This window comes from Cupriavidus basilensis (assembly GCF_000832305.1).
GTDB lineage: Bacteria > Pseudomonadota > Gammaproteobacteria > Burkholderiales > Burkholderiaceae > Cupriavidus > Cupriavidus basilensis_F.
In genome coordinates this window covers 515843-541375 of sequence record NZ_CP010536.1, presented here as the reverse complement: position 1 = coordinate 541375, position 25533 = coordinate 515843, and the positions used below count along the sequence as shown (strand labels likewise).

Annotated in this window: 20 protein-coding genes; 10 read left to right on the top strand and 10 right to left on the bottom strand. The window is 66.2% G+C overall.

Annotation, left to right across the window (positions count from 1 at the left end):
- Positions 1–49: 49 nt before the first annotated feature.
- From ubiE to RR42_RS02375, 6 genes are all read right to left on the bottom strand, one after another.
- Positions 50–781 (bottom strand): bifunctional demethylmenaquinone methyltransferase/2-methoxy-6-polyprenyl-1,4-benzoquinol methylase UbiE, encoded by a 732-nt coding sequence (gene ubiE, locus RR42_RS02400; RefSeq protein WP_043343575.1) that lies wholly within the window; start codon positions 779–781, stop codon positions 50–52.
- Between the two features lie 42 nt (positions 782–823).
- Positions 824–1237: a gamma-butyrobetaine hydroxylase-like domain-containing protein gene (locus RR42_RS02395; RefSeq protein ID WP_043343572.1), complete on the bottom strand. Its 414-nt coding sequence runs from the start codon at positions 1235–1237 to the stop codon at positions 824–826.
- A gap of 52 nt (positions 1238–1289) precedes the next feature.
- Positions 1290–3173: an ABC transporter ATP-binding protein/permease gene (locus tag RR42_RS02390; protein WP_043343569.1), complete on the bottom strand. Its 1884-nt coding sequence runs from the start codon at positions 3171–3173 to the stop codon at positions 1290–1292.
- A gap of 170 nt (positions 3174–3343) precedes the next feature.
- Positions 3344–3778, bottom strand: a complete 435-nt coding sequence (locus RR42_RS02385) for an HIT family protein (protein ID WP_043343566.1) — start codon at positions 3776–3778, stop codon at positions 3344–3346.
- A 70-nt stretch (positions 3779–3848) separates the two neighbouring features.
- Complete coding sequence (locus RR42_RS02380; protein WP_043343565.1) at positions 3849–7823, bottom strand: DUF3683 domain-containing protein; 3975 nt, start codon at positions 7821–7823, stop codon at positions 3849–3851.
- Positions 7824–7981: 158 nt separating this feature from the next.
- Positions 7982–8560, bottom strand: coding sequence for a YqaA family protein (locus RR42_RS02375; RefSeq protein WP_043343561.1), 579 nt, complete (start codon positions 8558–8560; stop codon positions 7982–7984).
- Positions 8561–8958: 398 nt separating this feature from the next.
- Here RR42_RS02375 and RR42_RS02370 point away from each other — a divergent pair, with 398 nt between their 5' ends.
- From RR42_RS02370 to RR42_RS02335, 8 genes are all read left to right on the top strand, one after another.
- Entirely contained in the window at positions 8959–9441 is a 483-nt protein-coding gene (locus RR42_RS02370) for a (2Fe-2S)-binding protein (protein WP_043343558.1), read from the top strand.
- A gap of 10 nt (positions 9442–9451) precedes the next feature.
- Positions 9452–11833 carry a xanthine dehydrogenase family protein molybdopterin-binding subunit gene (locus tag RR42_RS02365; RefSeq protein WP_043343555.1) on the top strand — a complete coding sequence of 794 codons (2382 nt, stop codon included), beginning with the start codon at positions 9452–9454 and terminating at the stop codon, positions 11831–11833.
- 15 nt (positions 11834–11848) lie between these two features.
- Positions 11849–12649: an FAD binding domain-containing protein gene (locus RR42_RS02360; protein WP_043343552.1), complete on the top strand. Its 801-nt coding sequence runs from the start codon at positions 11849–11851 to the stop codon at positions 12647–12649.
- A 127-nt stretch (positions 12650–12776) separates the two neighbouring features.
- Entirely contained in the window at positions 12777–13673 is an 897-nt protein-coding gene (locus RR42_RS02355) for an AAA family ATPase (protein WP_043343550.1), read from the top strand.
- A gap of 3 nt (positions 13674–13676) precedes the next feature.
- Entirely contained in the window at positions 13677–14972 is a 1296-nt protein-coding gene (locus tag RR42_RS02350; protein WP_043343549.1) for a vWA domain-containing protein, read from the top strand.
- Positions 14963–15544, top strand: a complete 582-nt coding sequence (locus tag RR42_RS02345; RefSeq protein WP_043343547.1) for a CoxG family protein — start codon at positions 14963–14965, stop codon at positions 15542–15544. The genes RR42_RS02350 and RR42_RS02345 overlap by 10 nt, the downstream gene beginning before the upstream one ends.
- Positions 15517–16545, top strand: a complete 1029-nt coding sequence (locus RR42_RS02340; RefSeq protein ID WP_043343544.1) for an XdhC family protein — start codon at positions 15517–15519, stop codon at positions 16543–16545. The genes RR42_RS02345 and RR42_RS02340 overlap by 28 nt, the downstream gene beginning before the upstream one ends.
- Positions 16542–17171 (top strand): nucleotidyltransferase family protein, encoded by a 630-nt coding sequence (locus tag RR42_RS02335; RefSeq protein WP_236701964.1) that lies wholly within the window; start codon positions 16542–16544, stop codon positions 17169–17171. Before RR42_RS02340 ends, RR42_RS02335 begins: the two co-directional genes overlap by 4 nt.
- 14 nt (positions 17172–17185) lie before the next feature.
- Here RR42_RS02335 and RR42_RS02330 read toward each other — a convergent pair whose 3' ends face one another.
- Genes RR42_RS02330 through otsB form a run of 3 tightly spaced genes read right to left on the bottom strand, consistent with a single transcriptional unit; the run spans position 17186 to position 21257 of the window.
- The gene (locus tag RR42_RS02330) at positions 17186–18586 is read right to left on the bottom strand and encodes an alpha,alpha-trehalose-phosphate synthase (UDP-forming) (RefSeq protein ID WP_043343540.1); all 1401 of its coding nucleotides are present in this window, start codon (positions 18584–18586) and stop codon (positions 17186–17188) included.
- 34 nt (positions 18587–18620) lie between these two features.
- Complete coding sequence (locus RR42_RS02325) at positions 18621–20459, bottom strand: glycoside hydrolase family 15 protein (RefSeq protein ID WP_043343538.1); 1839 nt, start codon at positions 20457–20459, stop codon at positions 18621–18623.
- Positions 20460–20471: 12 nt separating this feature from the next.
- On the bottom strand, positions 20472–21257 hold the full coding sequence (gene otsB, locus RR42_RS02320; protein ID WP_043343535.1) for a trehalose-phosphatase: 786 nt from the start codon (positions 21255–21257) through the stop codon (positions 20472–20474).
- 243 nt (positions 21258–21500) lie between these two features.
- Between otsB and ilvA the strand changes: the two genes are divergently transcribed.
- Positions 21501–23027, top strand: a complete 1527-nt coding sequence (ilvA, locus tag RR42_RS02315; RefSeq protein ID WP_043343532.1) for a threonine ammonia-lyase, biosynthetic — start codon at positions 21501–21503, stop codon at positions 23025–23027.
- A 15-nt stretch (positions 23028–23042) separates the two neighbouring features.
- On the top strand, positions 23043–23876 hold the full coding sequence (gene queF, locus RR42_RS02310) for an NADPH-dependent 7-cyano-7-deazaguanine reductase QueF (RefSeq protein WP_043343529.1): 834 nt from the start codon (positions 23043–23045) through the stop codon (positions 23874–23876).
- A gap of 78 nt (positions 23877–23954) precedes the next feature.
- Here queF and RR42_RS02305 read toward each other — a convergent pair whose 3' ends face one another.
- The gene (locus RR42_RS02305; RefSeq protein ID WP_082054966.1) at positions 23955–25364 is read right to left on the bottom strand and encodes a carbohydrate porin; all 1410 of its coding nucleotides are present in this window, start codon (positions 25362–25364) and stop codon (positions 23955–23957) included.
- Positions 25365–25533: the final 169 nt, after the last annotated feature.

Genomic DNA, 25533 nt, shown 5'->3' with positions numbered 1-25533 from the left:
AGTGCTTCCCCTGTTAAGTTCGCTCATCTTTCTTTGAGCCTATATCAGTCTAGTACTTTCGCCCGACGTGAAGCGCCACCACTCCCGCCGTCAGGTTGAAGTATTCGACATTCTCCAGGCCCGCATGTTCCATAAGACGTACAAGTGAAGCCTGGTCTGGATGCATTCTGATCGATTCGGCCAGATAGCGATAGCTATCGGAATCCTGTACCACGCGCTGCCCCAGCCACGGCAGGAACTTCAGCGAATACATGTCGTAGGCCTTTTCCAGCGGCTTCCACACCTTGGAGAACTCCAGCACCATGACTTTGCCACCCGGCTTGATCACCCGGCGCATCTCTGACAATGCGACCTCCTTGTGCGTCATGTTGCGCAGCCCGAAGGACACCGTGACCAGGTCGAAATAATTGTCCGGGAACGGAATCCGCTCGGCGTCACAGAGACAGGTGGGGATGACGATGCCTTTATTCAACAAGCGGTCGCGCCCAACCCGGAGCATCGACTCATTGATGTCGGTCAGCCAGACCTCGCCGGTGGGCCCGGCCTGGCGTGCGAAGGCCTTGGCCAGGTCGCCGGTGCCGCCGGCGATGTCGAGCACCTTGAAGCCAGGCCGCACGCCAGCCTGGGCGATGGTGAACATCTTCCACAGCCGGTGCATGCCGCCGGACATCAGGTCGTTCATGACGTCGTACTTGTTGGCCACCGAATGGAAGACTTCGGCTACCTTGCCAGCCTTCTCTTCTTCCTTGACCTTCTCGAACCCGAAGTGGGTCTCGCTCATAACTCGCTCCAGAACTCAGTAATGGCCCGCGGGGGCGCAATCTCAATGGCTGCCGCAGGCATGGCCGCCGGGGGCCGCCATGGGGGTGTCGCGATCGACGCCGGCAGCTTCCAGCCGCTCAAGGTAGGACTGCCAGATGGTGTCCTGCTGGGCGCCCAGGCGGTAAAGCAGTTCCCAGGAATAGATGCCGGTATCGTGGCCGTCGGAAAAACGGATCAGGATGGCGTAGTTGCCGACCGGCTCCACCGCGGCGATGGTGACGTCGCGCTTGCCGGTCTGCAGCACTTCCTGGCCCGGGCCGTGGCCCTGCACTTCGGCCGAGGGTGAGTTCACCCTCAGGTATTCGAACGGCAGCCGGAAGCTGGAACCGTTGTCAAAACCCACCTCCAGCACGCGCGACTGCGTGTGCACGGTAAGTGCGGTGGGATGGGGAGTATCTTTTTCAAGGCCTGCCATGATGGGTGGCGTGCGGCTGTGGGCGAGCCGCAGGTTGCGGCCACACCGGCCTTTACGCTTCGTGTACGACCCGATAGCTTACCGCAGCCGCCTCACCTTGCCCATCGTGCTCCGCCTCCCAGTGCGCTCCGTCGGCCGCGACATAGCGCAGGCGCTTGCCATGGAAGGCGGCAACCGTGCTGCGGTGTGCGATGCTGATGATCGCCGCGCCGGGCAGGGAGTCCACCATCAGGCGGTACATCTCGCTTTCGGTTTCCTCGTCGAGCGCGCTGGTGGCCTCGTCCAGGAACAGGTAATCGGGCTTTTGCAGCAGCGCGCGCGCAAAGGCCAGGCGTTGCTGCTCGCCCGGCGACAGCCGCAGCGACCAGTTGTCGAACACGTCGAGCTGCTCGGCCAGGGCGCCGAGCCAGGCTTCGCGCAGCACCTTCTGCAAGGCTTCGCGGCTATGCACGGTGCCGGCGTCGGGATAAGCCAGCGCATCGGCCAGCGTGCCGATCGGCAGGTAGCTGCGCTGCGGCAGGAACAGCATGCGAGCCGCGCCGGGCATGGCTACCTTGCCGCTGCCGTAGGGCCAGATCCCGGCCAGCGCGCGGAACAGCACGCTTTTGCCGCAGCCCGAGGGGCCGCTGACCAGCCAGCGTTCGCCGGGCGCGATCTGCAGCGAGAACGCCGCCACCAGCAGCCGCTGCTGGATCTCGCCGCCGTTGCCGTTGCCGGTGCGCACCGGCAGCGCCAGCGCGAGGGTGTCGATGCGGATGCCGCCGGAATCGGTACCGGTGCCAGCCTGGACCACCTCGATGTCGCGCACGCCGGTGTGCTCCTGGTCCTGGCGCTCCGCCACGCGGATAGCATCGCGGAAGTCGATCAGCCGGTTGGCTGCGGCCTTCCAGCCGACCAGCGTGGAGTAATTGTCAACGAACCACGACAGCGCCCCTTGCACCTGGCCGAAGGCCTGGCTCACCTGCATCAGCCCACCCAGCGTCATCTTGCCGGCGAAGTAGCGCGGCGCGGCCACGAGCAGCGGAAAGATGATGGCGAACTGGCCGTAGCCGGAACTGACAAAGGTCAGGCGACGCGTATAGCGCATCAACTGTTTCCAGTTGGCGCGAATGCGGTCAAAGCGTGAGCGCAGGCCCGCCTGCTCGGTAGGCTCGCCCCGGTAAAGTGCCACCGGCTCGCTGTTCTCGCGCAAGCGCACCAGCATGAAACGGAAATCCGCCTCGTACTGCTCTTGCTGGAAACTCAAGCCGATCAACGGCCGGCCCACCACGTGGGCAATCAGCGAACCGATCACGGCATAGCCCACCGCGAACCACACCATATAGCCCGGAATCGTGATCTCGGTGCCGCCCAGCATGAAGCTGATCGGCCCGGAAACAGCCCACAGGATGCCGACGAAAGACACCAGCGTCACCACCGAATTGAGCAGCCCGAGCGAAAGAGACAGCGCGCCATCGGTAAACGAGCGCAGGTCGTCCGCAAGCCGCTGGTCGGGGTTGTCCGTGGCGTGCGTCTGTTCTATGCGGTAGTAAGCCTGGTGGCTGAGCCAGTGGTCCATGAAGCGGTCGGTCATCCAGGTACGCCAGCGCATCTGCAGCATCATGGTGTAGTACTGCCGTGATATGGCCGCCACGATAAAGAAGCCGGCGATCCAGGAGAAACGGATCAGCAGCGCCTTGAAGGAGGTGTAGTCATGCTGCTCCAGCGCGTTGTAGAACACGCGGTTCCATTCGTTGAGCAGCACGTTGATATAAACGATGCCGAGATTGAGCGCGACCACGAAGGCCAGCAGCCCGAGGCCGGCCTTGCGGTCCTCGGATATCCAGTAAGGCTTGATCAGGTCCCATGTCTCGGCCACCCGCAGGCGGCTCTGGATCCTGAGGGCACGGGCCGGCACGGCCGGGCCTGGAACGGTAACGGAAGACGGTGTGGACATGGCACCTTTCGCGCAAGCGGGCCATGGCAGATCCACCGGCCCCGCTCTTGTGGGAATGAAGACAACGGGTGTTAGAAGACGGCGCCGCCCGGCTGGTTCCGGAAATTCAAAAAAACCGATAGCAATGCCGGCACGGCACGGGCACGGCACGGGCACGGCTACGCCAGGCGTCAGCCTGCTTCGGCCAGTTTCGCCAGGGCCGCGCGCAATGCCGGCAGGCGCTGCGCAAGGCCCGCCAGGCGCACGGCATCCGGCTCGCGCTGCGCAGCCGCCCAGACGGCTTCGGGAAAATGGGTATCCCAGCGGTAGCGTGGAATGATATGCCAGTGCAGGTGCGGCACCATATTGCCGAAGGCGGCCAGGTTGACCTTGTCGGGCACCATGGTCTCGCGCACCACGCGCTCCACCCGCGCCACCAGCCGCATCAGCCAGGCCTGGTCGTCCTCAGGCAGATCGGTCTGCTCGGCAACGTGGCCATTCCACACCACCCGGCAGAAGCCGGGAAAGCGCTCATGCTCGACCAGGATGACCCGGGCGCGCTCGCCACGCCAGACCAGTTCGCCGCCGTCCGTCTCGCACAGCGGGCAGTTGGGGATGAGATTCATGCGGGCGCTCCCGATGTGTCAACCGATCGTGCGAGATCGGCGCATCGAGCCCACCACCCTCGCACCTCCATCACACCAGCACCCGCTCGATGCCGCCCGAGTTGGCCTTGGCCACATAGTCCGGCATCCAGTTCTCGCCCAGCAGGTGCTTGGCCATCTCCACCACGATGTAGTCCGCCGTGACCGTGGCGTCTTCCTTGTAGCGCGACAAACCCTGCAGGCAGGACGGGCAGCTGGTCAGGATCTTGACGTCGCCCACGAAGCCGTCGGTGCGCAGCTTGTCCGCGCCCTTGGTCATTTCCTCTTCCTTGCGAAAGCGGATCTGGGTGGAAACGTCGGGGCGCGACACCGCCAGCGTGCCGGACTCGCCGCAGCAACGCTCGTTCTTCTCGATCTTGCTGCCGCCCTCGTTGCCGCCCATCAGCTCGTTGACGAGCTTGGTCGGGTCCATGGTCTTGATCGGGGTGTGGCAGGGGTCGTGGTACATGTAGCGCGTACCGGTCACGCCTTCCAGCTTGACGCCCTTCTCCAGCAGGTATTCGTGGATGTCGATGATGCGGCAGCCCGGGAAGATCTTGTCGAATTCATACCCGGCCAGCTGGTCGTAGCAGGTCCCGCAGCTCACCACCACGGTCTTGATATCGAGGTAGTTGAGCGTGTTGGCGACCCGGTGGAACAACACCCGGTTGTCGGTGACCATCTTCTCGGCCTTGTCGAACTGGCCGTTGCCGCGTTGCGGATAGCCGCAGCACAGGTAGCCCGGCGGCAGCACGGTCTGCACGCCTACATGCCACAGCATGGCTTGCGTGGCGAGGCCCACCTGGGAGAACAGCCGCTCCGAGCCGCAGCCCGGGAAGTAGAACACCGCCTCGGTCTCGGGCGAAGTCCGCTTCGGGTCGCGGATGATCGGCACGATCTCGTTGTCTTCGATGTCCAGCAGCGCGCGCGCGGTCTTCTTGGGCAGGTTGCCCGGCATCTTCTTGTTGATGAAGTGGATCACCTGCTCTTGCACCGGCGCGCGGCCCACCGTGGCGGGCGGGTGCGCGGTCTGCTTCCTGGCGAACTTCTTGAGTACGTCGTTGCCCAGGCGCTGCGCCTTGTAGCCCCAGTCGATCATGACCTTGCGGGTCATGTTGATGGTCTGCGGATTGGTGGCGTTGAGGAAGAACATCGACGCGGCGGTGCCGGGGTTGAACTTCTTCTGCCCCATCTTGCGCAGCAGGTTGCGCATGTTCATCGACACGTCGCCGAAGTCGATCTTGACCGGGCACGGCGTCACGCACTTGTGGCAGACCGTGCAGTGGTCGGCCACGTCCGAGAACTCGTCCCAGTGCTTGATCGAGATGCCGCGGCGGGTCTGCTCCTCGTACAGGAAGGCCTCCACCAGCAGCGAAGTCGCCAGGATCTTGTTGCGCGGGCTGTACAGCAGGTTGGCGCGCGGCACGTGGGTGGCGCACACCGGCTTGCACTTGCCGCAGCGCAGGCAGTCCTTGACGCTGTCGGCAATGGCGCCGATATCGCTTTGCTGCATGATGATGGACTCATGTCCCATCAGCCCGAACGACGGCGTATAGGCATTGCGCAGGTCAGCGCCGGGCAGCAGCTTGCCCTTGTTGAAGCGGCCCTGCGGATCCACGCGCTGCTTGTACTCGCGGAACTCGCCGATCTCGTCCTCGGTCAGGAACTCCAGCTTGGTGATACCGATGCCGTGCTCGCCGGAAATCACGCCGTCCAGCGAGCGTGCCAGCGCCATGATGCGGGCCACCGCGCGGTGGGCGTCCTGCAGCATGTCGTAGTCGTCCGAGTTGACCGGGATATTGGTGTGCACGTTGCCGTCGCCGGCGTGCATGTGCAGCGCCACGAAGACGCGGCCGCGCAGCACCTGCTTGTGGATCTTCTGCGCTTCGTCGAGGATGGGCTTGAACTCGCCGCCGTTGAAGATATTGCGCAGCTCGGCGCGCACTTCGCTCTTCCAGGACACGCGGATGGTGCGGTCCTGCAGCAGGTGGAACACGGTGGCGTCCGGCTGCTGCTCGAGGCGCGCCTCGAAAGCCTGGCCGAGCAGGCCCAGGCCATGGCCGATCAGCGACGCGCGCGCGGTGGCCAGCGGCGTATCCAGGTGGTCCTGCAGGTAGGTCCAGCGCGAGCGGATCTCGCGCAGCAGCTGCAGCGCGTGCTGCACGCGGTCTTCCAGCAGCTCGGCGCTGGGGATCTCGTTAGCATCGTCGCTGCGGCCCAGCGGCAGGTTGCCGCGCGCGAAGAAGGCTTCCAGCGCGTCGGTCAGCTGGAGCTTGTTCTTGATCGACAGCTCGATATTGATGCGCTCGATGCCGTCGGTGTACTCGCCCATGCGCGGCAGCGGGATCACCACGTCTTCATTGATCTTGAAGGCGTTGGTGTGCCTGGCGATGGCGGCGGTGCGCGAGCGGTCCAGCCAGAACTTCTTGCGGGCTTCCGGGCTGACCGCGACAAAGCCTTCGCCGCTCTTGCCGTTGGCCATGCGGATGACTTCCGAGGTGGCGCGGGCAACCGCGTCCTGGTCGTCGCCGACGATGTCGCCGATCAGCACCATCTTGGGGAAGGCATTGCGCTTGCTCTTGGTGGCGTATCCCACCGCGCGCAGGTAGCGCTCGTCCAGGTGCTCCAGGCCGGCCAGGATGGCGCCGCCGGGGGTGCGCGATTCGGCGTCGAGGTAATCCTTGATTTCCACGATGCTCGGAATGGCGTCGCGCGCCTGGCCGAAAAACTCCAGGCAGACGGTGCGCACATGCGCCGGCATGCGGTGCAGGATCCAGCGCGCGCTGGTGATGATGCCGTCGCAGCCCTCCTTCTGGATGCCTGGCAGGCCCGCCAGGAACTTGTCGGTGACGTCCTTGCCCAGGCCTTCCTTGCGGAACTTGCGCCCTTCGATGGCCAGGGTTTCCGTGCGCAGCGGCTTTTCGCCGGGCGCGCGGTTGCCGTCCGACCACTTGAGCTCGAAGGTGGCGACCGCCACGTCATGGATCTTGCCCAGGTTGTGGTCCAGGCGCGTGACTTCCAGCCAGTTGCCTTCCGGATCCACCATGCGCCACCAGGCCAGGTTGTCCAGCGCGGTGCCCCACAGCACGGCCTTCTTGCCGCCGGCGTTCATGGCCACGTTGCCACCGATGCAGGAAGCATCGATCGAGGTCGGGTCGACCGCGAACACCAGCCCGGCCTTGTCCGCCGCATCCGCCACGCGGCGCGTCACCACGCCGGCGCCGGAGAAGATGGTGCCGACCTTGTGCGACACGCCCGGCAGGTCGGTCTGCTCGACCGGCCCGAGTTGTTCCAGCTTCTCGGTGTTGATGACCGCGCTCATCGGCGTCAGCGGCACGGCGCCGCCGGTATAGCCGGTGCCGCCTCCGCGCGGGATGATGGTCAGGCCCAGCTCGAAGCAGCCCTTGACCATGCCCGCGATCTCTTCCTCGGTGTCCGGGGTGAGGACCACGAAGGGATATTCCACGCGCCAGTCGGTCGCGTCGGTCACATGCGAGACGCGCGACAGGCCGTCGAACTTGATGTTGTCCTTCTGCGTGATGCGGCCCAGCACGCGCTGGGTGCGCTTGCGCAGGTCATAGGCGTGCGCGAACTCCTGCTTGAAGTCCTCGATGGCCTGCTTGGCAAAGCTGACCAGCTGCTCGACCCGGTGGGAGCGGTCCTCGGCGGCCGGCTCGGCGTGCTCGGCACGGTCGGCGGCACGGCGCTTTTCCACCTCGGAGAGCCGGTGGTGGAGTGCCGTAACCAGCATCTGGCGGCGCTTGGGGTTCTCCAGCAGGTCGTCCTGCAGGTAGGGATTGCGGCGCACCACCCAGATATCGCCCAGCACTTCGTACAGCATGCGGGCGGAGCGGCCGGTGCGGCGTTCGCCGCGCAGCTCGGCCAGGATACGCCAGGCTTCTTCGCCTAGCAGCCTGATGACAATCTCGCGATCCGAGAATGACGTGTAGTTATAAGGGATCTCTCGCAGGCGCGCAGGCGCATCCTGCGCGGCGAGTTTGGCATCGAGCACGAGTGGGGCGTTCATGGGGAGGGGACCGCTTCCTGTAGCGCACGGAGACGGTGCGCCGGATCGTCTTTAAAGGGCAATTGTACTTCAAGGCCTGCTTTCGCCGCGCCGCAACATGGCAGAGCCCTGCTTGGGCAAGGGTGGCATCACCCTCGCCGTGGCGCGAGAGGCGCTAGCTAGAACAGGCTTTTGAGGCTGGCTGCGATGCCGTGCCAGAAACTATCCGGAATCCAGAGCAGGGCAATCGTCATGGCAAGGTAGCGCAGAAACTTGCCAATCGCCATGTAAACCAGGCTCGGCCAGAACGAGAGCCGGAGCCAGCCGGCCAAAGTGCACAAAGGATCACCAACTCCGGGCAACCACGATACCAGCAGGGTCGGCGGTCCCAGCCGGCGCATCCACCGGAAGTAGCGCGCATCCAGCGACGGCTTGCGCGGCTGGCGGGGATGGCGGCGGTGTTCGGCGTGCTCCTCCTCGTGCGCGCGCTGCTGGCGCCGCTGGCGCAAGCGCACCACGGCCAGCTTGGCCGCGTAGCCAAGCCACCAGTCGATGGCGCCGCCCGCGGTATTGCCGAGCGTGGCGACGACGATGGCCGGCCAGAACAGGTGCGGATTGAGCTTGATATACGCGAAGACCGCCGGCTCCGAGCCCAGGGGCAGCAAGGTGGCGGACACCAGGCTGACCACGAAGATAGCCGGCAAGCCCACCTTGGGCAGGGCAACGGTTTCGAACAGCCAGTCGATGAAGCCTTCCATATAGAGAGATCTGGTGCCGGAGCGAGGTGGATGCGGTGTGAATGCGGCGTGGATACGGTGTGGCGGCCGGACGGCGGGCCATTCTAGCAGCGCCATCCTGCACCCCCGCGGCCGACGCCGTCCACGCGCTCTTGCGGCGTCAGGTGGCGAAGGGGCAACCCGCATGGCATGCGCCGGCGATTTGTGATTAACTGTTAGAGCATGTCGCAGCCAAACGTTCGCGGCGCGGCATTGCCAGGCATTGACCGGCGGCAACGGCAGTACCGCAATACCGCAGTACCAACATCACGAAATAGCCGTACCCAACAAACGGCAGTAACGCGTCGTGGCCAGTCCCGCGCAGTTTTTTCGGGATTCAGGGATTGGTCGTGCACGTGTCCACCCACATGGAGACAAGCATGGCGATTCCTATCCGCCTGACCGTCAACGGCCGCGCCGTCGACGCGCAGGTAGAACCCCACACCCTTCTCGTCCAGTTCCTGCGCGAACAACTCCGCCTGACCGGCACCCATGTCGGTTGCGACACCGCCCAGTGCGGCGCCTGCACCGTGCACATGGACGGCCGCGCGGTCAAGTCGTGCAACATGCTGGCGCTGCAGGCGGATGGCGCCAGCATCACCACCATCGAAGGACTCGCCCCGGAGGGCCAGCTCCACCCCATGCAGGAAGCCTTCCGCAATTGCCACGGCCTGCAGTGCGGCTTCTGCACGCCCGGCATGGTCATGAGCGCCATCGCGCTGGTCAAGCAGCAGCCCAATGCCGACGCCGCCGCCATCCGCGAGCAGCTCGACGGCAACCTGTGCCGCTGTACCGGTTATCACAACATCGTGCGCGCGGTGCAGGAAGGCCAGTCCGCGATGCATGGCGTCAGCGCTGAATAAGGGGACCGCCATGAACGCACCCGACAACCAGCACCTGATCGGCGCCTCGGTCAAGCGCAAGGAAGACTACCGCTTTCTCACCGGCAACGGCCAGTACACGGACGACATCGTGCTGCCGCAGCAAAGCTACGGCTACTTCCTGCGCTCGCCGCACGCGCACGCCCGCATCGTCTCCATCGACAAGACCGAAGCACTCGCTTCGCCGGGCGTGGTCGCCATCTTCACCGGCGACGACGTGGCGGCCGACAAGGTCGGCGGCCTGCCCTGCGGCTGGCTGATCCACAGCATCGACGGCAGCCCGATGAAGGAACCTGCGCACCCCGTGCTGGCGCAGGGCAAGGCCCGCCACGTGGGTGACCAGGTCGCGCTGGTGATAGCCGAAACGCTGCAGCAAGCCAAGGACGCCGCCGAGAAGATCGACGTGCAATACGATGAACTGCCCGCCGTGGTGAACACCGCCCACGCTGCCTCGGCCACCTCGCTGGTGCATGACGACGTGCCCGAGAACACCAGCTATGTCTGGGGCCACGGCGACCGCGCCGCCACCGACGCCGCCTTTGCCAAGGCCGCCCACGTGACCACGCTGGAGATCATCAACAACCGGCTGATCCCCAACGCCATCGAGCCGCGCGCCGTCAATGCCAGCTACACCCGTCAGGACGACAGCTACACGGTCTATGTATCGAACCAGAACCCCCACGTGGAGCGCCTGCTGATGGGCGCCTTCGTGCTTGGCCTGCCGGAGTCGCGCCTGCGCATCATCGCGCCGGATGTGGGCGGCGGCTTCGGTTCCAAGATCTTCCTGTACGCGGAAGACGTGGCGCTGACCTGGGCCTCGAAGAAGATCAAGCGCCCGATCAAGTGGACCGCCGAACGCTCGGAGTCCTTCCTGACCGATGCGCACGGCCGCGACCACGTCACCAAGGCCGAGCTGGCGATGGACGCCGACGGCAAGTTCCTGGCCATGCGGGTGCACACCACCGCCAATATGGGCGCCTACCTGTCGACCTTCGCGTCCAGCGTGCCGACCATCCTGTACGCCACGCTGCTGGCCGGGCAGTACGCCACGCCGGCGATCTATGCCGAGGTGCGCGCCGTGTTCACCAACACCGCGCCGGTGGACGCTTACCGCGGCGCGGGCCGCCCGGAAGCCACCTATGTGGTGGAGCGGCTGGTGGAAGCCGCGGCGCGCGAGATGAAGATGGACCCGGCGCAAATCCGCCGCAAGAACTTCATCCACGACTTCCCCTACGCCACCCCGGTCGGCCTGACCTACGACACCGGCGACTACGAGCCGTGCCTGGCACGCGCGCAGGAACTCGCCGACGTCAAAGGCTTTCCCGCGCGTCGTGAAGAAGCGAAGCAGCGCGGCAAGCTGCGCGGCCTGGGCTACTCCTGCTACATCGAGGCATGCGGGCTGGCGCCGTCGAATATCGCCGGCGCGCTGGGCGCGCGCGCGGGACTGTTCGAAGTCGGCGAGATCCGTGTCCACCCGACCGGCACCGTGACCGTCTTCACCGGCTCGCACAGCCACGGCCAGGGGCATGAAACCACCTTCGCGCAGATTGTGGCGGACCGGCTCGGCATTGCACTGGATGCCGTGGAAGTGGTGCACGGCGACACCGGCCGCGTGCCGTTCGGCATGGGCACCTATGGCTCGCGCTCGCTGTCGGTGGGCGGCTCGGCCATCATGAAGGCGCTCGACAAGATCGAAGCCAAGGCCAAGAAGATTGCTGCCCACTTGCTGGAGGCCTCGGACGCCGACATCGAGTTCAAGAACGGCACGTTCAGCGTGGCCGGCACCGACCGCAGCAAGACCTTCGGCGAGGTTGCGCTCACCGCCTACGTGCCGCACAACTACCCGCTCGACAAGCTGGAGCCAGGCCTGAACGAAAACGCATTCTACGACCCGACCAACTTCACCTATCCATCGGGCGCCTACATCTGCGAGGTGGAAGTCGATCCGGACACCGGCGAGAGCAAGGTGATCAAGTTCACCGCGGTGGACGATTTCGGCAACATCATCAACCCGATGATCGTCGAAGGCCAGGTACACGGCGGCATCGGCCAGGGCCTCGGGCAGGCCATGCTGGAGCAGTGCGTGTACGACGACGACAGCGGCCAGTTGCTGACCGGCTCCTACATGGACTACGCCATGCCGCGCGCCGGCGACCTGCCGGATTTCACAGTGGAAACCGCCAAGGGCACGCCCTGCACGCATAACCCGTTGGGCGTAAAAGGCTGCGGCGAGGCCGGCGCGATCGGCTCGCCGCCGGCCTTCATCAACGCGCTGGTGGATGCGCTCTCGCCGCTTGGCGTGCACGACATCCAGATGCCCGCCACGCCACACCGCGTGTGGCAGGACATCCGCCTGGCGCAGGCCCCTAACTGAGATCGGAGGCACACCATGTACGCATTCAATTTCGAACGCGCCGCCGATACCAAGGCGGCCGTGGACAAACTCAAAGCGGACCCCGACGCCAAGTACCTGGGCGGCGGCCAGAGCCTGCTGGCCGCGATGAAACTACGCCTGGCCGCGCCATCCGCGCTGATCGACGTAGCCCGCATTCCCGGCATGGCGGATATCCGTGTCGAAAACGATGAGCTGGTGATCGGCGCGGCGGCACGCCATGCCGACGTCGCGGCCAACGCCGACGTGCGCAAGCGCATTCCCGCGCTGGCCGCGCTGGCCGACGGCATCGGCGACCGCCAGGTGCGCGCGATGGGCACGCTGGGCGGCTCGCTCGCCAACGACGATCCGGCCGCCTGCTACCCGGCGGCCGTGCTCGCGCTCAACGCCACGGTGGTCACCGACCGCCGCAACATCGCCGCCGATAGCTTCTTCAGGAGCCTCTACGAAACCGCGCTGGAACCCGATGAGCTGATCACCGCCGTGCGCTTTCCCACGCCGGACAAGGCCGCCTACATCAAGTTTCGCAACCCGGCATCGCGCTTTGCGCTGGTGGGCGTGATGGTGGCGCAGTTCGGCAAGGTCGTGCGGGTCGCGGTCACCGGCGCGGCCGACTGCGTGTTCCGCAGCGCACCGCTGGAGCAGGCGCTGGCAGCCAGCTTCACGCCGGCGGCAGCGCGCGCGGTGGTGGTGGATGCAAGCAAGCTGAACACCGACCTGCATGCCAGCGCAGAGTACCGCGCGCACCTGATCCCGGTGCTGGCGGCGCGCGCGGTGGAGCAGGCGTTGAAGGGCTAAGGGAGCAAGCCGGAGCGAAAGCGCCGGCACTCGCCAATCCGGGCGTGTTCACTTCGAGCTCACGCCCGCCCTCTCCCCCAGCCCCTCTCCCACGTGGTGGGAGAGGGGAGTCAACCGGCCAGCACCCATGCTTCCCCAGTCCATCGACCAGACCGCTGCCCTGCTGGAGGCACAGCAGTATTTCGCCGATCGCGAAACCGCCACCGTGCTGTACCTGGCACTGCGCATGCAGCGCCCTCTCTTCCTCGAAGGCGAGCCTGGCGTGGGCAAGACCGCGCTGGCGCGGGCCATGGCCGACGCACTCGGCACGCGCTTGCTGCGCCTGCAATGCTACGAGGGGCTCGATGCCTCCAGCGCGCTGTACGAATGGGATTACCCGCGCCAGATCATGGCGCTGCGCCTGGCGGAAGCGCGCGGCGAGCGGCCCGACACGCAATCGCTGTATCACGACGATTTCCTGCTCAAGCGCCCCCTGCTGGAATCCCTGCTGCCTGACCCGGCCGCGCCCGGCATCCCGCGCGTGCTGCTGATCGACGAGATCGACCGTGCCGACGAACCCTTCGAAGCCTTCCTGCTGGAGGTGCTGTCCGAGTTCCAGGTGTCGATCCCCGAGATCGGCGTGATCCGGGCCGAGCAGCCGCCGCTCATCATCGTCACCTCCAACCGGACCCGCGAGGTGCATGACGCGCTCAAGCGCCGCTGCCTGTACCAATGGATGGGCTATCCCCAGCGCGAGCGCGAACTGCAGATCGTGGCCGCGCGCGCGCCCGAGGCCGCCTCCGCGCTGCAGCACCAGGCCATCGACTTCATCCACCGGCTGCGCGGCATCGACCTGTTCAAGTCGCCCGGCATCGCCGAGGCCATCGACTGGTGCCGCGCGCTGGCCGCGCTGGGCGTCAGCGAGCTCGATCCGCAATCGGTGCGCGACACGCTGGGCGTGCTGCTCAAGTACCAGGACGACCTGGCCCGGGTCGATGGCCCCACCGTGGCCGAACTGCTCGCCAGCCGGGCGCCGGGAGCCTGAGCCATGCCCCGGCTCCATCCGGACGCTCCGCTGGCCGCCGTGCCACCCGCCGGCACGCTGCCCATGCTGGCGCGCAACGTCACGCATTTCGTGCGGCTGCTGCGCGATGCCGGCTTTGCGCTGTCGCCCGCACAAGCTGTGGATACGCTGCTGGCGCTGCAGTACGTGGACATCGGCAGGCGCGACGAAGTGCGCGCAGCCATGGCAGCCCTGATGGTGAGCGGGCCCGATCAGCGCCTGTTGTTCGACGCCGCCTTCGACCTGTTCTGGCGCGACCCGGACTGGGAGGGCAAGCTGCGCGCCCTGCTGCTGCCGCGCGTGGATGCCGGCGCGCCGCCGCCGCCGCGCAACAACCGGCTGGCCGACGCGCTCGCCGCCCAGCGCCCTCCCGAGTCCGGCCGCCGCGGCGAGGACCATGTCGAGCGCTTTACCGCGCCGCTCACCTTCAGCGCGCAGGAGCGCCTGGCGCAGCGCGACTTTGAAACCCTCGGCGCGGAAGAATGGCGCGCGCTGCAGCACATGATCCGCGCCCGCCACGCGCGCCTGGCCACCGAGCGCACGCGCCGCCTGCGCGCCGCCGCCAGCGGACCGCACGCCGACCTGCGCGCCAGCGCCCGGCTGGCGGTGCGCCAGCAAGGCGAATGGCTGCGCTGGAAATACCGCCGCCGCGCCGAGCGCCGCCCACCGCTGGTGCTGCTGCTCGACATTTCCGGCTCGATGAGCCAGTACTCGCGCGCGGTGCTGTACTTCTGCCATGCGCTGATGCAATCGCGCGAGCGGCTGCATGTGTTCCTGTTCGGCACCCGGCTGACCAACATCACCCGCTGGCTGCGCGAGCGCGACCCGGACGAAGCGGTTGGCGCCATCACGGGCCAGGTGCGCGACTGGGCCGGCGGCACCCGCATCGGCGCCGCGCTGGCCACCTTCAACCGCCAGTGGGCGCGCCGCACGCTGTCCGGACGCGCCACGGTGCTGCTGGTCACCGACGGGCTCGACCATGAAGACATCGACCTGCTAGACGCCGAAATGGCGCGCTTGCGCCGCTTCGCCCATCGCATCGTCTGGCTCAACCCGCTGCTGCGCTATGCCGGCTTCATGCCGCAGGCACGTGGCGTGCAAGCCATCCTGCCGCATGTGGACGCCCTGCGCTCGGCGCACAACCTGGACAGCCTGTTCGCGCTCGAATCCCTGCTGGCCGCGCGCGAGACCCTGGCCATGCCCGTGTTCACTGCGGTGCCGGGGCCCGGAGACATTAAAAACATGAAGGACACCAAGGAGACGCCCCGACCATGGAAATGACACAGACGCGGCAACTGCCGGTAGCACAGCAAACCGCCTGGGAAGCCCTGAACGACACGGCGCTGCTCAAGCAATGCATCCCAGGATGTGAGAGCATCGAGCCTGACGGCGACAACGCCTACCTGGTGGCGCTGACCGCCGCGGTGGGCCCGGTCAAGGCGCGCTTCAAGGGGCGCATGGCCCTGCAGGACATCCAGGCGCCCGACAGCTACACCATCCAGTTCGACGGACAAGGCGGGGTCGCCGGTTTCGGCAAAGGCACCGCGGCCGTCACGCTGGCCCCCGAAGGCGACGCGACGGTGCTGACCTACACGGTCAACGCCCAGGTTGGCGGCAAGATCGCGCAGATCGGCTCGCGCCTGGTCGACGCCGCCGCGCGCAAGATGGCCGATACCTTCTTCGACCGCTTTACGGCGGCGGTGAGCGGGTCCGGCGAGCAGGGTGACGAGCCAGGCACGGATGACAATGTCGCCAAGGACGGAGCGGCGGCCGGCGAAGGCAGCGCGCCCGATGAACAAAACGGTGAAACGAAGCGGAAACGATCATGGACAGCGTGGATCTCGAAGTCCTGAAAAGCAGTGTGAAGTGGCAGGCCGAAGGCCATCGCACGCTATTGGTGACGGTAGTCAGAACCTGGGGCTCGTCGCCCCGGCCGGAAGGCGCCATGCTGGCGGTGCGCGACGACGGCCTGGTGGTCGGCTCGGTCTCGGGCGGCTGCATCGAAGACGACATCATCGACCGGGTACGGCGCGAAGGCATTGCCGGCGCGCACCCCGAAGCCGTCAAGTACGGCATCAGCGCCGAGGAAGCGCACCGCTTCGGCCTGCCCTGCGGCGGCACCATCGAACTGGTGACCGAGCCGCTCGGCGCCGACAGCCACCTGGACGAACTGCTGGCCGCCGTGGAGGGCGGCAAGCTGGTCGCCCGCACGCTCGACATGGCTAGCGGCCGCGCCACCCTGGGCCCGGCCGAGGCCACCGACGGCCTTGCCTTCGACGGCGCCACCCTGCTCACCATTCACGGGCCGCGCTACCGCATGCTGGTGATTGGCGCGGGACAGCTGTCGAAATACCTGAGCCAGATCGCGGTTGGCCTGGGTTTCCAGGTCACCGTGTGCGACCCGCGCGAGGAATACACCGAGACGTGGGACATCCCCGGCGTCACCATGGTGCGCACCATGCCGGACGACACCGTGACCGACATGAAGCTCGACGAGCGCTGCGCGGTGATCGCCGTCACGCACGACCCCAAGCTCGACGACCTGGCCCTGATGGAAGCCCTGCGCACGCGCGCCTTCTACGTCGGCGCCCTCGGCTCGCGCCGCAACAACCAGGCGCGCCGCGAGCGGCTCAAGGAGTTCGACCTCAACGAGCTGCAGCTCGCGCGGCTGCACGGCCCGGTCGGCATCTACATCGGCAGCCGCACGCCCCCCGAGATCGCCATCTCGATCCTGGCCGAAGTCGTCGCCGCCAAGAACCACGTCTCGCTGCCCGACATCCTCCAGGTGGAAGGCGCCAAGGCCGCGCGCGAACTGGCCGCCAACGAAGGCAGCACCTGCAGCCCCGCCCCGTGACCAGCCCGCTGACGGGCCCCATCAACGGTGCCATCCACACTGCCGAGCCCCCCACCGGCATCCTGCTGGCAGCCGGCTACGGCCGCCGCTTCGACCCCGCCGGCCAGCGCAACAAACTCCTGGCCATGCTGCCCGACGGCCACACCGTAGCCGCCCGCAGCGCCCGCACGCTAGTCTGCGTGCTGCCCGGCACGCTAGCCGTGATCCGCCCGGGCAATGCCGCGCTAGCGGCAGAATTGCAAGCTGCCGGCTGCCGGGTACTGGAGACTGCGGCAGCCGAGGCCGGCATGGGCGCCGCGCTGGCTGCGGCGGTAGCCGCCACGCCCGACGCCAGCGGCTGGGTAGTGGCGCTGGCCGACATGCCGTGGCTGCCGGCCGAGCTGGTGCGCGCGGTGGCGTTGACAATCACCACGCGTGACGCGATTGCCGCACCGTGGCGCGACGGACGGCGTGGGCATCCGGTCGGATTCGGGTCTGCGTGGCGAGATGCCCTGCTCAAGCTTGATGGGGATGAAGGCGCGCGGACGTTATTGAAGACACAGCCGGTGATGAGGATTCTTACTGAGGATGAGGGGGCGTTTCGGGATGTGGATGTTGAGGGGGATTTAGGGGGGACGGGGGTGTAGGGGGGCGCTGCGCCCTACCCCCCTACACCCCCGTCCGTCTCACCCAAAATCCTCAAATACTCCCTCCTCCACCAATGCACATCCTGCGCCCGAATCCGCTCCAGCAGCTTCTGATGCCGGGACTGCCGCTCCGCCAGCGGCATATGCAAGGCCTGCTGAATCGCCTGCGCGGTAGCATTGATATCGTAAGGATTCACCAGCAACGCCTCGCGCAATTGCTCGGCAGCGCCAGCAAACCGCGATAGCACCAAGACCCCGGGATCGTCCGGATCCTGCGCGGCAACAAACTCCTTCGCAACCAGGTTCATCCCATCGCGCAACGGCGTCACCAGCGCCACGCGGCAAGCGCGGCAAAGGCCCGGCAGACGGCGCCGTGCCGTGGTGCGATGGATGTAGCGCACCGGCATCCAGTCCAGCTCGCCATACTCGCCATTGATCGCCCCGGACAGCCCTTCGAGCTCGCGCCGCAGATCCGCATAGGCGTCCACCGTTTCGCGCGATGGCGCGGCAATCTGGATCAGCGTCGCGCTGCGGCGGTTCTCCGGATACTGCGCCATCAGCGTCCTGACTGCCTTGAGCCGCTGCGGCAGCCCCTTGGAGTAATCGAGCCGGTCGATGCCAAGCAGAAGACGGCGGCTCGAATACTGGCCGCGCATCATCTCGTACGTCTCGCGCGATTCCTCGCACTGGCCCAGCGCGGCGAATTCATCAACATCGATGCCGATCGGGAACGCTTGCGCGCGCACGGTGCGGTGGAAAGCCCGGAAGCGATACTCGCCCATGGGCTCGGCCTGCGCTTCGCTTTGCACGTAGCGCGAGAAATGCTCGAGATCGAGCTGGCTCTGGAAGCCAACCAGGTCATAGGCGAACAGGGCCCGCATCAGCCATTCGTGCTGCGGGATGGCGGCAAGGATCAGCGGCGGGGGCAGCGGGATATGCAGGAAAAAACCCATGCGCTGGCCGCACCCCATGGCACGCAGCTCCGACGCAAGCGGAATCAGGTGATAGTCGTGGATCCAGATCACATCGTCCGGGCGCAGCAACGGGGCAAGCTTGCGTGCAAAGAGCTGGTTGACGCGGCGATAGATGTTGAGATAACCGGAGTCGAAATCCGCCAGGTCGATGCGATAGTGGAACACCGGCCACAGCACGCCATTGCTGTAGCCCTGGTAGTACGCGTCGTGGTCCTCGCGGCACAGGTCGACCGTGGCCAGCGTGACATTGCCGGCTTGCTGGATATGCAGCTCTCCCTCGCCCGGCGTGCCGCCCTGCGCGGCTTCCACGATCTTGCCGCTCCAGCCGAACCACATGCCGCCGGTCGCCTTGAGTGCTTCGCCCAGTGCCACGGCGAGGCCGCCCGCGGCAAGGTTGCGCGGATCGGCCACGCGGTTGGATACCGCTACTAGTCTGCCCATACATTCCTTTGTGCTGGCCTCACCGCGCGCGCCTTCAGATCACGGAATCCCATGGCGCGGACAGGCGCATGGCGCCGTTGATCAGGCCTACCATCGAGTAGGTCTGCGGAAAATTGCCCCACATCTCGCCGGTCACGGGGTGCGTATCCTCGGACAGCAGGCCAAGCGGATTGCGCGCCGCCAGCATGGCCTCGAAGATCTCACGCGCTTCCTCCCGGCGCCCCACGCGCGCGAGCGCATCGATACGCCAGAAGGTGCAGATGTTGAAGGCGGTCTCGGGCTTGCCGAAGTCGTCCGGCGCCTCATAGCGGCGCATATAAGGCCCGTCGCACAGCGACGCTTCCATGGCCTTGAGCGTGGACATGAAACGTTCATCCCTGGGCTCGATAAAACCGACCTCGGCCATCAGCAACACGCTGGCATCGAGCTCGCGCCCGCCGAAGCTCTCGGCGAACGCCTGGCGTTCCTCGCTCCAGGACTCGCGCACGATGCGCACCTTCATGCCTTCGGCATGCTGGCGCCAGTAAGCCGCGCGATCGGGCAATTGCAGCGCATCGCCGATCTTGGCGAGGCGGTCGCAGGCGGCCCAGCTCATCAGGGCGGACGAGGTATGCACCCGCGCGCGCGTGCGCAGCTCCCACATGCCCGCATCGGGCGTGCCGAACACGCGTACCGCCTGCTCGCCCACGGTTTCCAGCACGTGGTACTCGGCCGCCCCGCCGCGGTGCAGCAGGCGATGGTCGTGGAAAGCCTGGGCCGCGCCCAGCACTACGTTGCCGTAGACATCATGCTGGAAGTGCTCCTGCGCCTGGTTGCCCACGCGCACCGGGCCCATGCCACGGTAGCCGGACAAATGATCGAGCATGCTCTCCGGCAATTCGAGCTCCAGCCCGATGCCGTACAGCGGCTGGATATGGCCATTCCTGGATTGCATCACCACGTTGGACAACCAGCGCAGGTAGTCCTCCATGGTGCCGACCTCGGACAAGCTGTTGAGCGCGCGGATCACGAAGAACGCATCGCGCAGCCAGCAGAAGCGGTAATCCCAGTTGCGCCCGCTGCCGGGCGCCTCGGGAATGCTGGTGGTCATGGCCGCGACGATGGCACCCGTCTCCTCGTACAGCGACAGCTTGAGCGTAATGGCGGCGCGGATCACCGCCTCCTGCCACTCGCGCGGCACCGCGAGGCGGCGGCTCCACATCTTCCAGTAAGCCGTGGTTTCCTGCTCGAAGTCGCGGGCGATTTCCTCCACGCCGCCTTGCAGGGTTTCGTCCGGCCCGAGGATGAAGTTGAGGTCGCGCGTGAGCAGGAAAGGCGTCTGCGACAGCACATAGGTCAGCGGCGCGTCGGTGGTCATGCGCAGCGTGCTGCCGTCGCCGATATAGCGCACGTGGCTGCTGCCGCGCGTGATCTCGGGCTTGACGCGCCCCCAGTCGAAACGCGGCGCCAACGTCACGCGCACACGCGGCGCGCCCTGAACCGGCCGGATGCGGCGGATCAGCGAGGTGGGGCGGAAGTAACGTCCGATGCGGAAGAAACGCGGCGCGAAATCGGTAATCTCAAGGCTGTTGCCATGCTGGTCAGTCAGCCGGGTCCGCAGCACGGCCGTATTGGGCTCATACCACTGGTGCGCTTCGTGGAAGTCCTCGATTTCGATGGCAAAGTGGCCAGCGTTCTCGCCCGGATCGAGCAAAGCATTGAAGACCGGATCGCCGTCAAAGCGCGGCAGGCAGCACCACACAATGCGCCCGCGCCCGTCGACCAGCGCGGAGATCGCACAGTTGCCGATCATGCCCAGCGATAGCGAAGGCGCGGCGTAGCGCCCGTCATCTCCGGCGCGCGCCGGAAACTCCTCGGTGGATGGGTTGCTCACAGCGAATCCCCCTCAAGACGTCGTTGTGGATGTGGCTCCGGAAACCTGCGTGCCCTGCGCGGCGGCCATGACTTCGAGCGCCTTGGCGGAGCGATGCAGCCAGCAGCGCAGCGCGGCCGGGCCGGTCACGCTGGCGGTGGCGGCGCTGGGCCGCGCGCCAACCAGCAGGCCGACGCCGCCAAGGCGGCGCACCACGGCAAAGCCAGCCTCGTCGGTAATATCGTCGCCCGCAAACAGCGGTGTGCGCCGCGCAAATGGCGGGCTGCGCATAAAGGCATTGATGGCGCCGCCCTTGTCGATGCCTGCTGGCTTGAGTTCCACCACCATCTTGCCGTGCAGGACTTCGATGCCGGGCACGCCACCGGCGAGTTCGGCGGCGAAGTTGCGCACCATGCCTTCGAGGTGGGGAACGGCGCGGTAGTGCACCGCAACCGCGACCGACTTGCGCTCAAGCTGCAAACCGGGATGCGCGCCGACCAGCGCTTCGAGCGGCGGGAGCAGCAGCGGCACGCCAGGGTCAGGCTGGCGCAGGCGTTGGCCGCCCGCGTCGCGCAGTTCCGCGCCATGCACGCCGGCACACGGCAGTTGCAGCGGCTGCAGGAAATGATCCAGCTCCGCGATCGGCCGGCCGGAAACCAGGGCCACCGCACCGCCCAGATGCAGATGCAGGGCGCGCAGCGTCCCCACCAGTTCCGGTTCGACCTGCACGAGGTCAGGACGCGGCGCAAGGTCGGCCAGCGTACCGTCGAAATCCAGGAACAGCGCGGTGTTCGGTTCGATCAGAGGTAGGGAAGGCATTGCGTTACACCGTATCACGAGTGTTCCGGCAGCGTCCACCGGGCTTCGTCCTACAAGGTGCGCAAGCGCCCCTTCGGCGCGCCACGGCGGTGCCTGCACCTCTGCAGTGCGCAAGGCACCCCGGCGCGCGAAGGTGAGCTTGCCTGCCCTTCGCGGTCGCTTGCACAGGGGTGCAGCCATCGCCGCCCCCCGCCATCCATTATCATTACCGGTTTCCGCCAATCCCCGCCCCGGCTGTCCACGATGACCCGCAAACCCGATTACCTGAGAAAGATCCTGACCGCCAAGGTGTACGACGTGGCCCAAGAGACCGATCTCACCTATGCAAACCTGCTCTCCGCGCGCACCGGCAACAAGGTGTGGTTCAAGCGCGAGGACACCCAGCCGGTGTTCTCGTTCAAGCTGCGCGGCGCGTACAACAAGATGGCCTCGCTGTCGCCGGAAGAGCTCAAGCGCGGCGTGATCGCCGCCTCGGCCGGCAATCACGCGCAGGGCGTGGCGCTGTCAGCCGCGCGCCTGAAGTGCAAGGCGCTGATCGCGATGCCGGTCACCACCCCGCAGGTGAAGATCGACGCGGTGCGTGAGCGTGGTGGCGAGTGGGTGGAAATCGTGTTGCACGGCGACTCGTACAGCGACGCCTACAACCACGCCGCGGTGCTGGAGAAAAAGCACAAGCTGACCTTCATCCACCCCTTCGACGATCCCGAAGTCATCGCCGGCCAAGGCACCATCGCCATGGAAATCCTGCGCCAGCACCCGGGCCCGCTGCATGCGGTGTTCGTGGCGATCGGCGGCGGCGGCCTGATCTCCGGCATTGCGTCCTACATCAAGGCGGTGCGCCCCGAGATCAAGGTAATCGGCGTGCAGACCGTGGACTCCGACGCGATGAAGCGCTCGGTGGACGCGGGCAAGCGCGTGGAGCTCAAGGAAGTGGGCCTGTTCTCGGACGGCACCGCCGTGAAGCTGGTCGGCAAGGAAACCTTCCGCATCACGCGCGAGCTGGTCGACGAGATCATCCTGGTGGACACCGACGCCATCTGCGCCGGGCTCAAGGACGTGTTCCAGGATACCCGCAGCATCCTGGAGCCGGCCGGCGCCATGGCCGTGGCCGGTCTGAAGCTCTACGCCGAGCGCGAGAAGCTCAAGGGCCAGCACCTGGTAGCCATCGCCTGCGGCGCGAACATGAACTTCGACCGCCTGCGCTTCGTGGCGGAGCGCGCCGAGGTGGGCGAAGCACGCGAGGCGGTCTTCGCGGTCAGCATCCCCGAGGAACGCGGCAGCTTCAAGCGCTTCTGCGAGCAGCTCGGCACGCGCAATGTGACCGAGTTCAACTACCGCATCGCCGACAAGAGCATGGCGCATATCTTCGTCGGCGTGCAGATTGCGAGCCGCGCGGAAAACGAGAAGATCGCCGCCGGATTCCGCCGCCACGGCTTCGACACGCTGGACCTGTCCAACGATGAGCTGGCCAAGCAGCACATCCGCTACATGGTGGGCGGGCACTCCCCGCTGGCGCATGACGAACTGCTGTACCGGTTCGAGTTTCCCGAGCGGCCGGGCGCGCTGATGCGCTTCCTGTCGAGCATGAGCCCGAACTGGAATATCAGCCTGTTCCACTACCGCAACCAGGGCGGCGACACCTCCAACATCCTGGTTGGCATCCAGGTGCCCAAGAACGAGAAGCGCGCCTTCCGCGACTTCCTCGCCACGCTGGGCTATGTACACTGGGAAGAGACCGAAAATCCCGTGTACAAGCTGTTCCTGTCCTGATCATCCGAGGCAACCATGAGCCTTCCCGAACAATCGCCGCTAGGCAAACCCTCGGCCTACAAGACCGAGTACGACCCGACGTTGCTGTTCCCGATCCCGCGCCAGCCCAAGCGCACGGAGATCGGCCTGGCGCAAGGCCGCGCGCTGCCGTTCTTCGGCGTGGACATCTGGAACGCGTACGAGCTGTCGTGGCTGAACATGAAGGGCAAGCCCCAGGTGGCGCTGGCCAGCTTCATCATTCCGGCCGACACGCCCAACATCGTCGAGTCCAAGTCGTTCAAGCTCTACCTGAATTCGTTCAACCAGAGCAAGATCGCCTCGCCCGAAGCGTTGCAGCAGCTGCTGCATCACGACCTGTCCGAGGCCACGGGCGGCACGGTGCAGGTGCGCCTGGTGACCGAGGCCGATCTCGGCACGCAGAAGATGGCCGAGCTGGACGGCGTGCAGCTGGACCGGCTCGACATCGAAACCGACATCTACGAGCCGGCGCCGCACTTGCTGCATGCCGCCCAGGACGAATCGCCGGTGGAAGAAACGCTGGTCTCGCACCTGCTCAAGTCCAACTGCCTGGTAACCGGCCAGCCGGACTGGGGCAGCGTGCAGATCCGCTACGTGGGCGCGCCGATCAACCAGGAAGGGCTGCTAAAGTACCTGATCTCGTTTCGCAACCACAACGAGTTCCATGAGCAATGCGTGGAGCGGATCTTCACCGACGTGATGCGGCAGTGCAAGCCGGTGAAGCTGGCGGTTTATGCACGCTATACGCGGCGCGGCGGGCTGGATATCAATCCGTTCCGCACCAACTTCAACACGCCGTGGCCGGACAACCGGCGCAACGCACGGCAGTGAGCCTCGCGAACGCATGAAGCCAATAAAAACCCCGGTGTGCACGCCGGGGTTTTTACTTGCGCCGTGATCCTGGCCGGCTCAAAACTCCGCATGAAAGCGCACGCCGTAGAACTTTGCCGGGCCGCGGTCGCGGTTGTAGCCAGGATTGCGGATGTACTGGAAGTCCGGGCTGATGCTCAGGTACTTGACCGGCTGGAAGCTATAGAACACTTCCACGATCTGCTCGGGACCATACCTGAGCGCGCCGTCGCCGAGGAAGGCGCCCTGCCCGCCTGCGGCCAGGTAAGCCTGGTGCCTCGACCCCAGCATATTCACCGACATCGCCAAGCCAACCACATCGCGCGGCCGGCCCCACGCATTGCCGTTGAGCACGCCGCCGGCGGCGACCTGCCGGCCGATTTCCGTAAAGGCATAGGTTTCGGTCTTGTCGTCCGACATATTGGCGCGCGCGAATACGCCGAGCGATTCGTTGACCCGCTGCATCAGCGACAATCCCGCGCCGATCTTGGCGTGCTCCTCGCGCACATTGGCCACGTCCGGCGTGGCGCCGGTGTTGGCGCCGAGCTGCAGCGCATCGCTGAACGCGCCCATGCGCGCCTTGTTGCGCCAGAGCAGCAGGCGCGCCACGCCGGGCTGGCCGGCCAGGTTGTAGCGCTTCTCGAACTCGAGGATGTCGCCATAGTGCTGGAACATCCGCGTATCGAGCTCCAGCCCGTTGGACTCCAGCGGTTGCAGGAAGTGGCCAAGCCGCACCGACCACATGTCGCCAATGTACTCGAGCGCCACGCCCCAGTTGTAGCCGCGCGCATCGGCCGGGTAGTCGAAGGAGCCGTGCGCCATGAACGACCAGTTCATGAACTGGGTGCGCGGGTCGGAGCCGTACTCGTTCTGGTCGAACACATCGAGCACGCCGAAGTTGCCGGCGGTCAGCACCACGCGGCGCTTGTCGACGCTGCCGGCCAGCTGGTTGAAATCGGCTTCCAGCTGGTCGCTGCCGCCGCCCAGCCCCCAGGTCTGGCGGACAAACGCGCGCGCCCGGTAGAACACCGGATTGGTGCTCGATACCTTGGCCAGCTCACCGTTGGGCAGCCCGCCCAGGCCGTGCAGCCCGGAGAACGGCACGCCCTGGGTCACCTCCGGGTTGAAGTGGAACTCCGCGCCGCGCCACAGGCGCAGGCCGAGATCGAGCGTGGTGCTGAACGAGTAGCTCTTGGCGCGGTCCGCCGTCAGGCTGTTGGCGCCGGAATAGGCCGCGCCGAAGGACGGCTTGCGCTGCCAGATATAGGTGGTCTGGCCGTGGAAGGCGTAGTCCTCGGGGGCATCGGCCTGCGCGGGCGCGTCGCTGCTTGTCCCGGCTTTTTCCTGCGCCAAGGCGGGCATGGCCGCCATGCCGGCAACGCCGGCCAGCGACAAGGCCACACCCGCCAGGCGCGTGGCAAAAAACAGGCATAGCCGCGCTGGGGCGGCGTGGGGGCGGCAGAGCAGCATGAAAAATCCGGGAAACAGCAGCGGGCACATTGGGGGGCACGCCCGGCTGATGGGCGGACGAAGCATAGCCAAGGGTTTATGACATGTCTACCTTGCATTGCTGCAACGCAACATTATGCAAAAATAAAAGTGAAATTTACATCACGTTGCAATCGACCTTGAATTAATT

Coding starts and splice junctions, on each gene's coding strand:
- RR42_RS02345 (WP_043343547.1), top strand. CDS start 14,963: ATGGAAATGACACAGACGCGGCAACTGCCGGTAGCACAGCAAACCGCC.
- ilvA (WP_043343532.1), top strand. CDS start 21,501: ATGACCCGCAAACCCGATTACCTGAGAAAGATCCTGACCGCCAAGGTG.
- RR42_RS02385 (WP_043343566.1), bottom strand. CDS start 3,778: ATGAATCTCATCCCCAACTGCCCGCTGTGCGAGACGGACGGCGGCGAA.
- RR42_RS02360 (WP_043343552.1), top strand. CDS start 11,849: ATGTACGCATTCAATTTCGAACGCGCCGCCGATACCAAGGCGGCCGTG.
- RR42_RS02330 (WP_043343540.1), bottom strand. CDS start 18,586: ATGGGCAGACTAGTAGCGGTATCCAACCGCGTGGCCGATCCGCGCAAC.
- RR42_RS02340 (WP_043343544.1), top strand. CDS start 15,517: ATGGACAGCGTGGATCTCGAAGTCCTGAAAAGCAGTGTGAAGTGGCAG.
- RR42_RS02380 (WP_043343565.1), bottom strand. CDS start 7,823: ATGAACGCCCCACTCGTGCTCGATGCCAAACTCGCCGCGCAGGATGCG.
- RR42_RS02350 (WP_043343549.1), top strand. CDS start 13,677: ATGCCCCGGCTCCATCCGGACGCTCCGCTGGCCGCCGTGCCACCCGCC.
- RR42_RS02365 (WP_043343555.1), top strand. CDS start 9,452: ATGAACGCACCCGACAACCAGCACCTGATCGGCGCCTCGGTCAAGCGC.
- RR42_RS02395 (WP_043343572.1), bottom strand. CDS start 1,237: ATGGCAGGCCTTGAAAAAGATACTCCCCATCCCACCGCACTTACCGTG.
- RR42_RS02355 (WP_043343550.1), top strand. CDS start 12,777: ATGCTTCCCCAGTCCATCGACCAGACCGCTGCCCTGCTGGAGGCACAG.
- otsB (WP_043343535.1), bottom strand. CDS start 21,257: ATGCCTTCCCTACCTCTGATCGAACCGAACACCGCGCTGTTCCTGGAT.
- RR42_RS02390 (WP_043343569.1), bottom strand. CDS start 3,173: ATGTCCACACCGTCTTCCGTTACCGTTCCAGGCCCGGCCGTGCCGGCC.
- RR42_RS02305 (WP_082054966.1), bottom strand. CDS start 25,364: ATGCTGCTCTGCCGCCCCCACGCCGCCCCAGCGCGGCTATGCCTGTTT.
- RR42_RS02370 (WP_043343558.1), top strand. CDS start 8,959: ATGGCGATTCCTATCCGCCTGACCGTCAACGGCCGCGCCGTCGACGCG.
- queF (WP_043343529.1), top strand. CDS start 23,043: ATGAGCCTTCCCGAACAATCGCCGCTAGGCAAACCCTCGGCCTACAAG.
- ubiE (WP_043343575.1), bottom strand. CDS start 781: ATGAGCGAGACCCACTTCGGGTTCGAGAAGGTCAAGGAAGAAGAGAAG.
- RR42_RS02375 (WP_043343561.1), bottom strand. CDS start 8,560: ATGGAAGGCTTCATCGACTGGCTGTTCGAAACCGTTGCCCTGCCCAAG.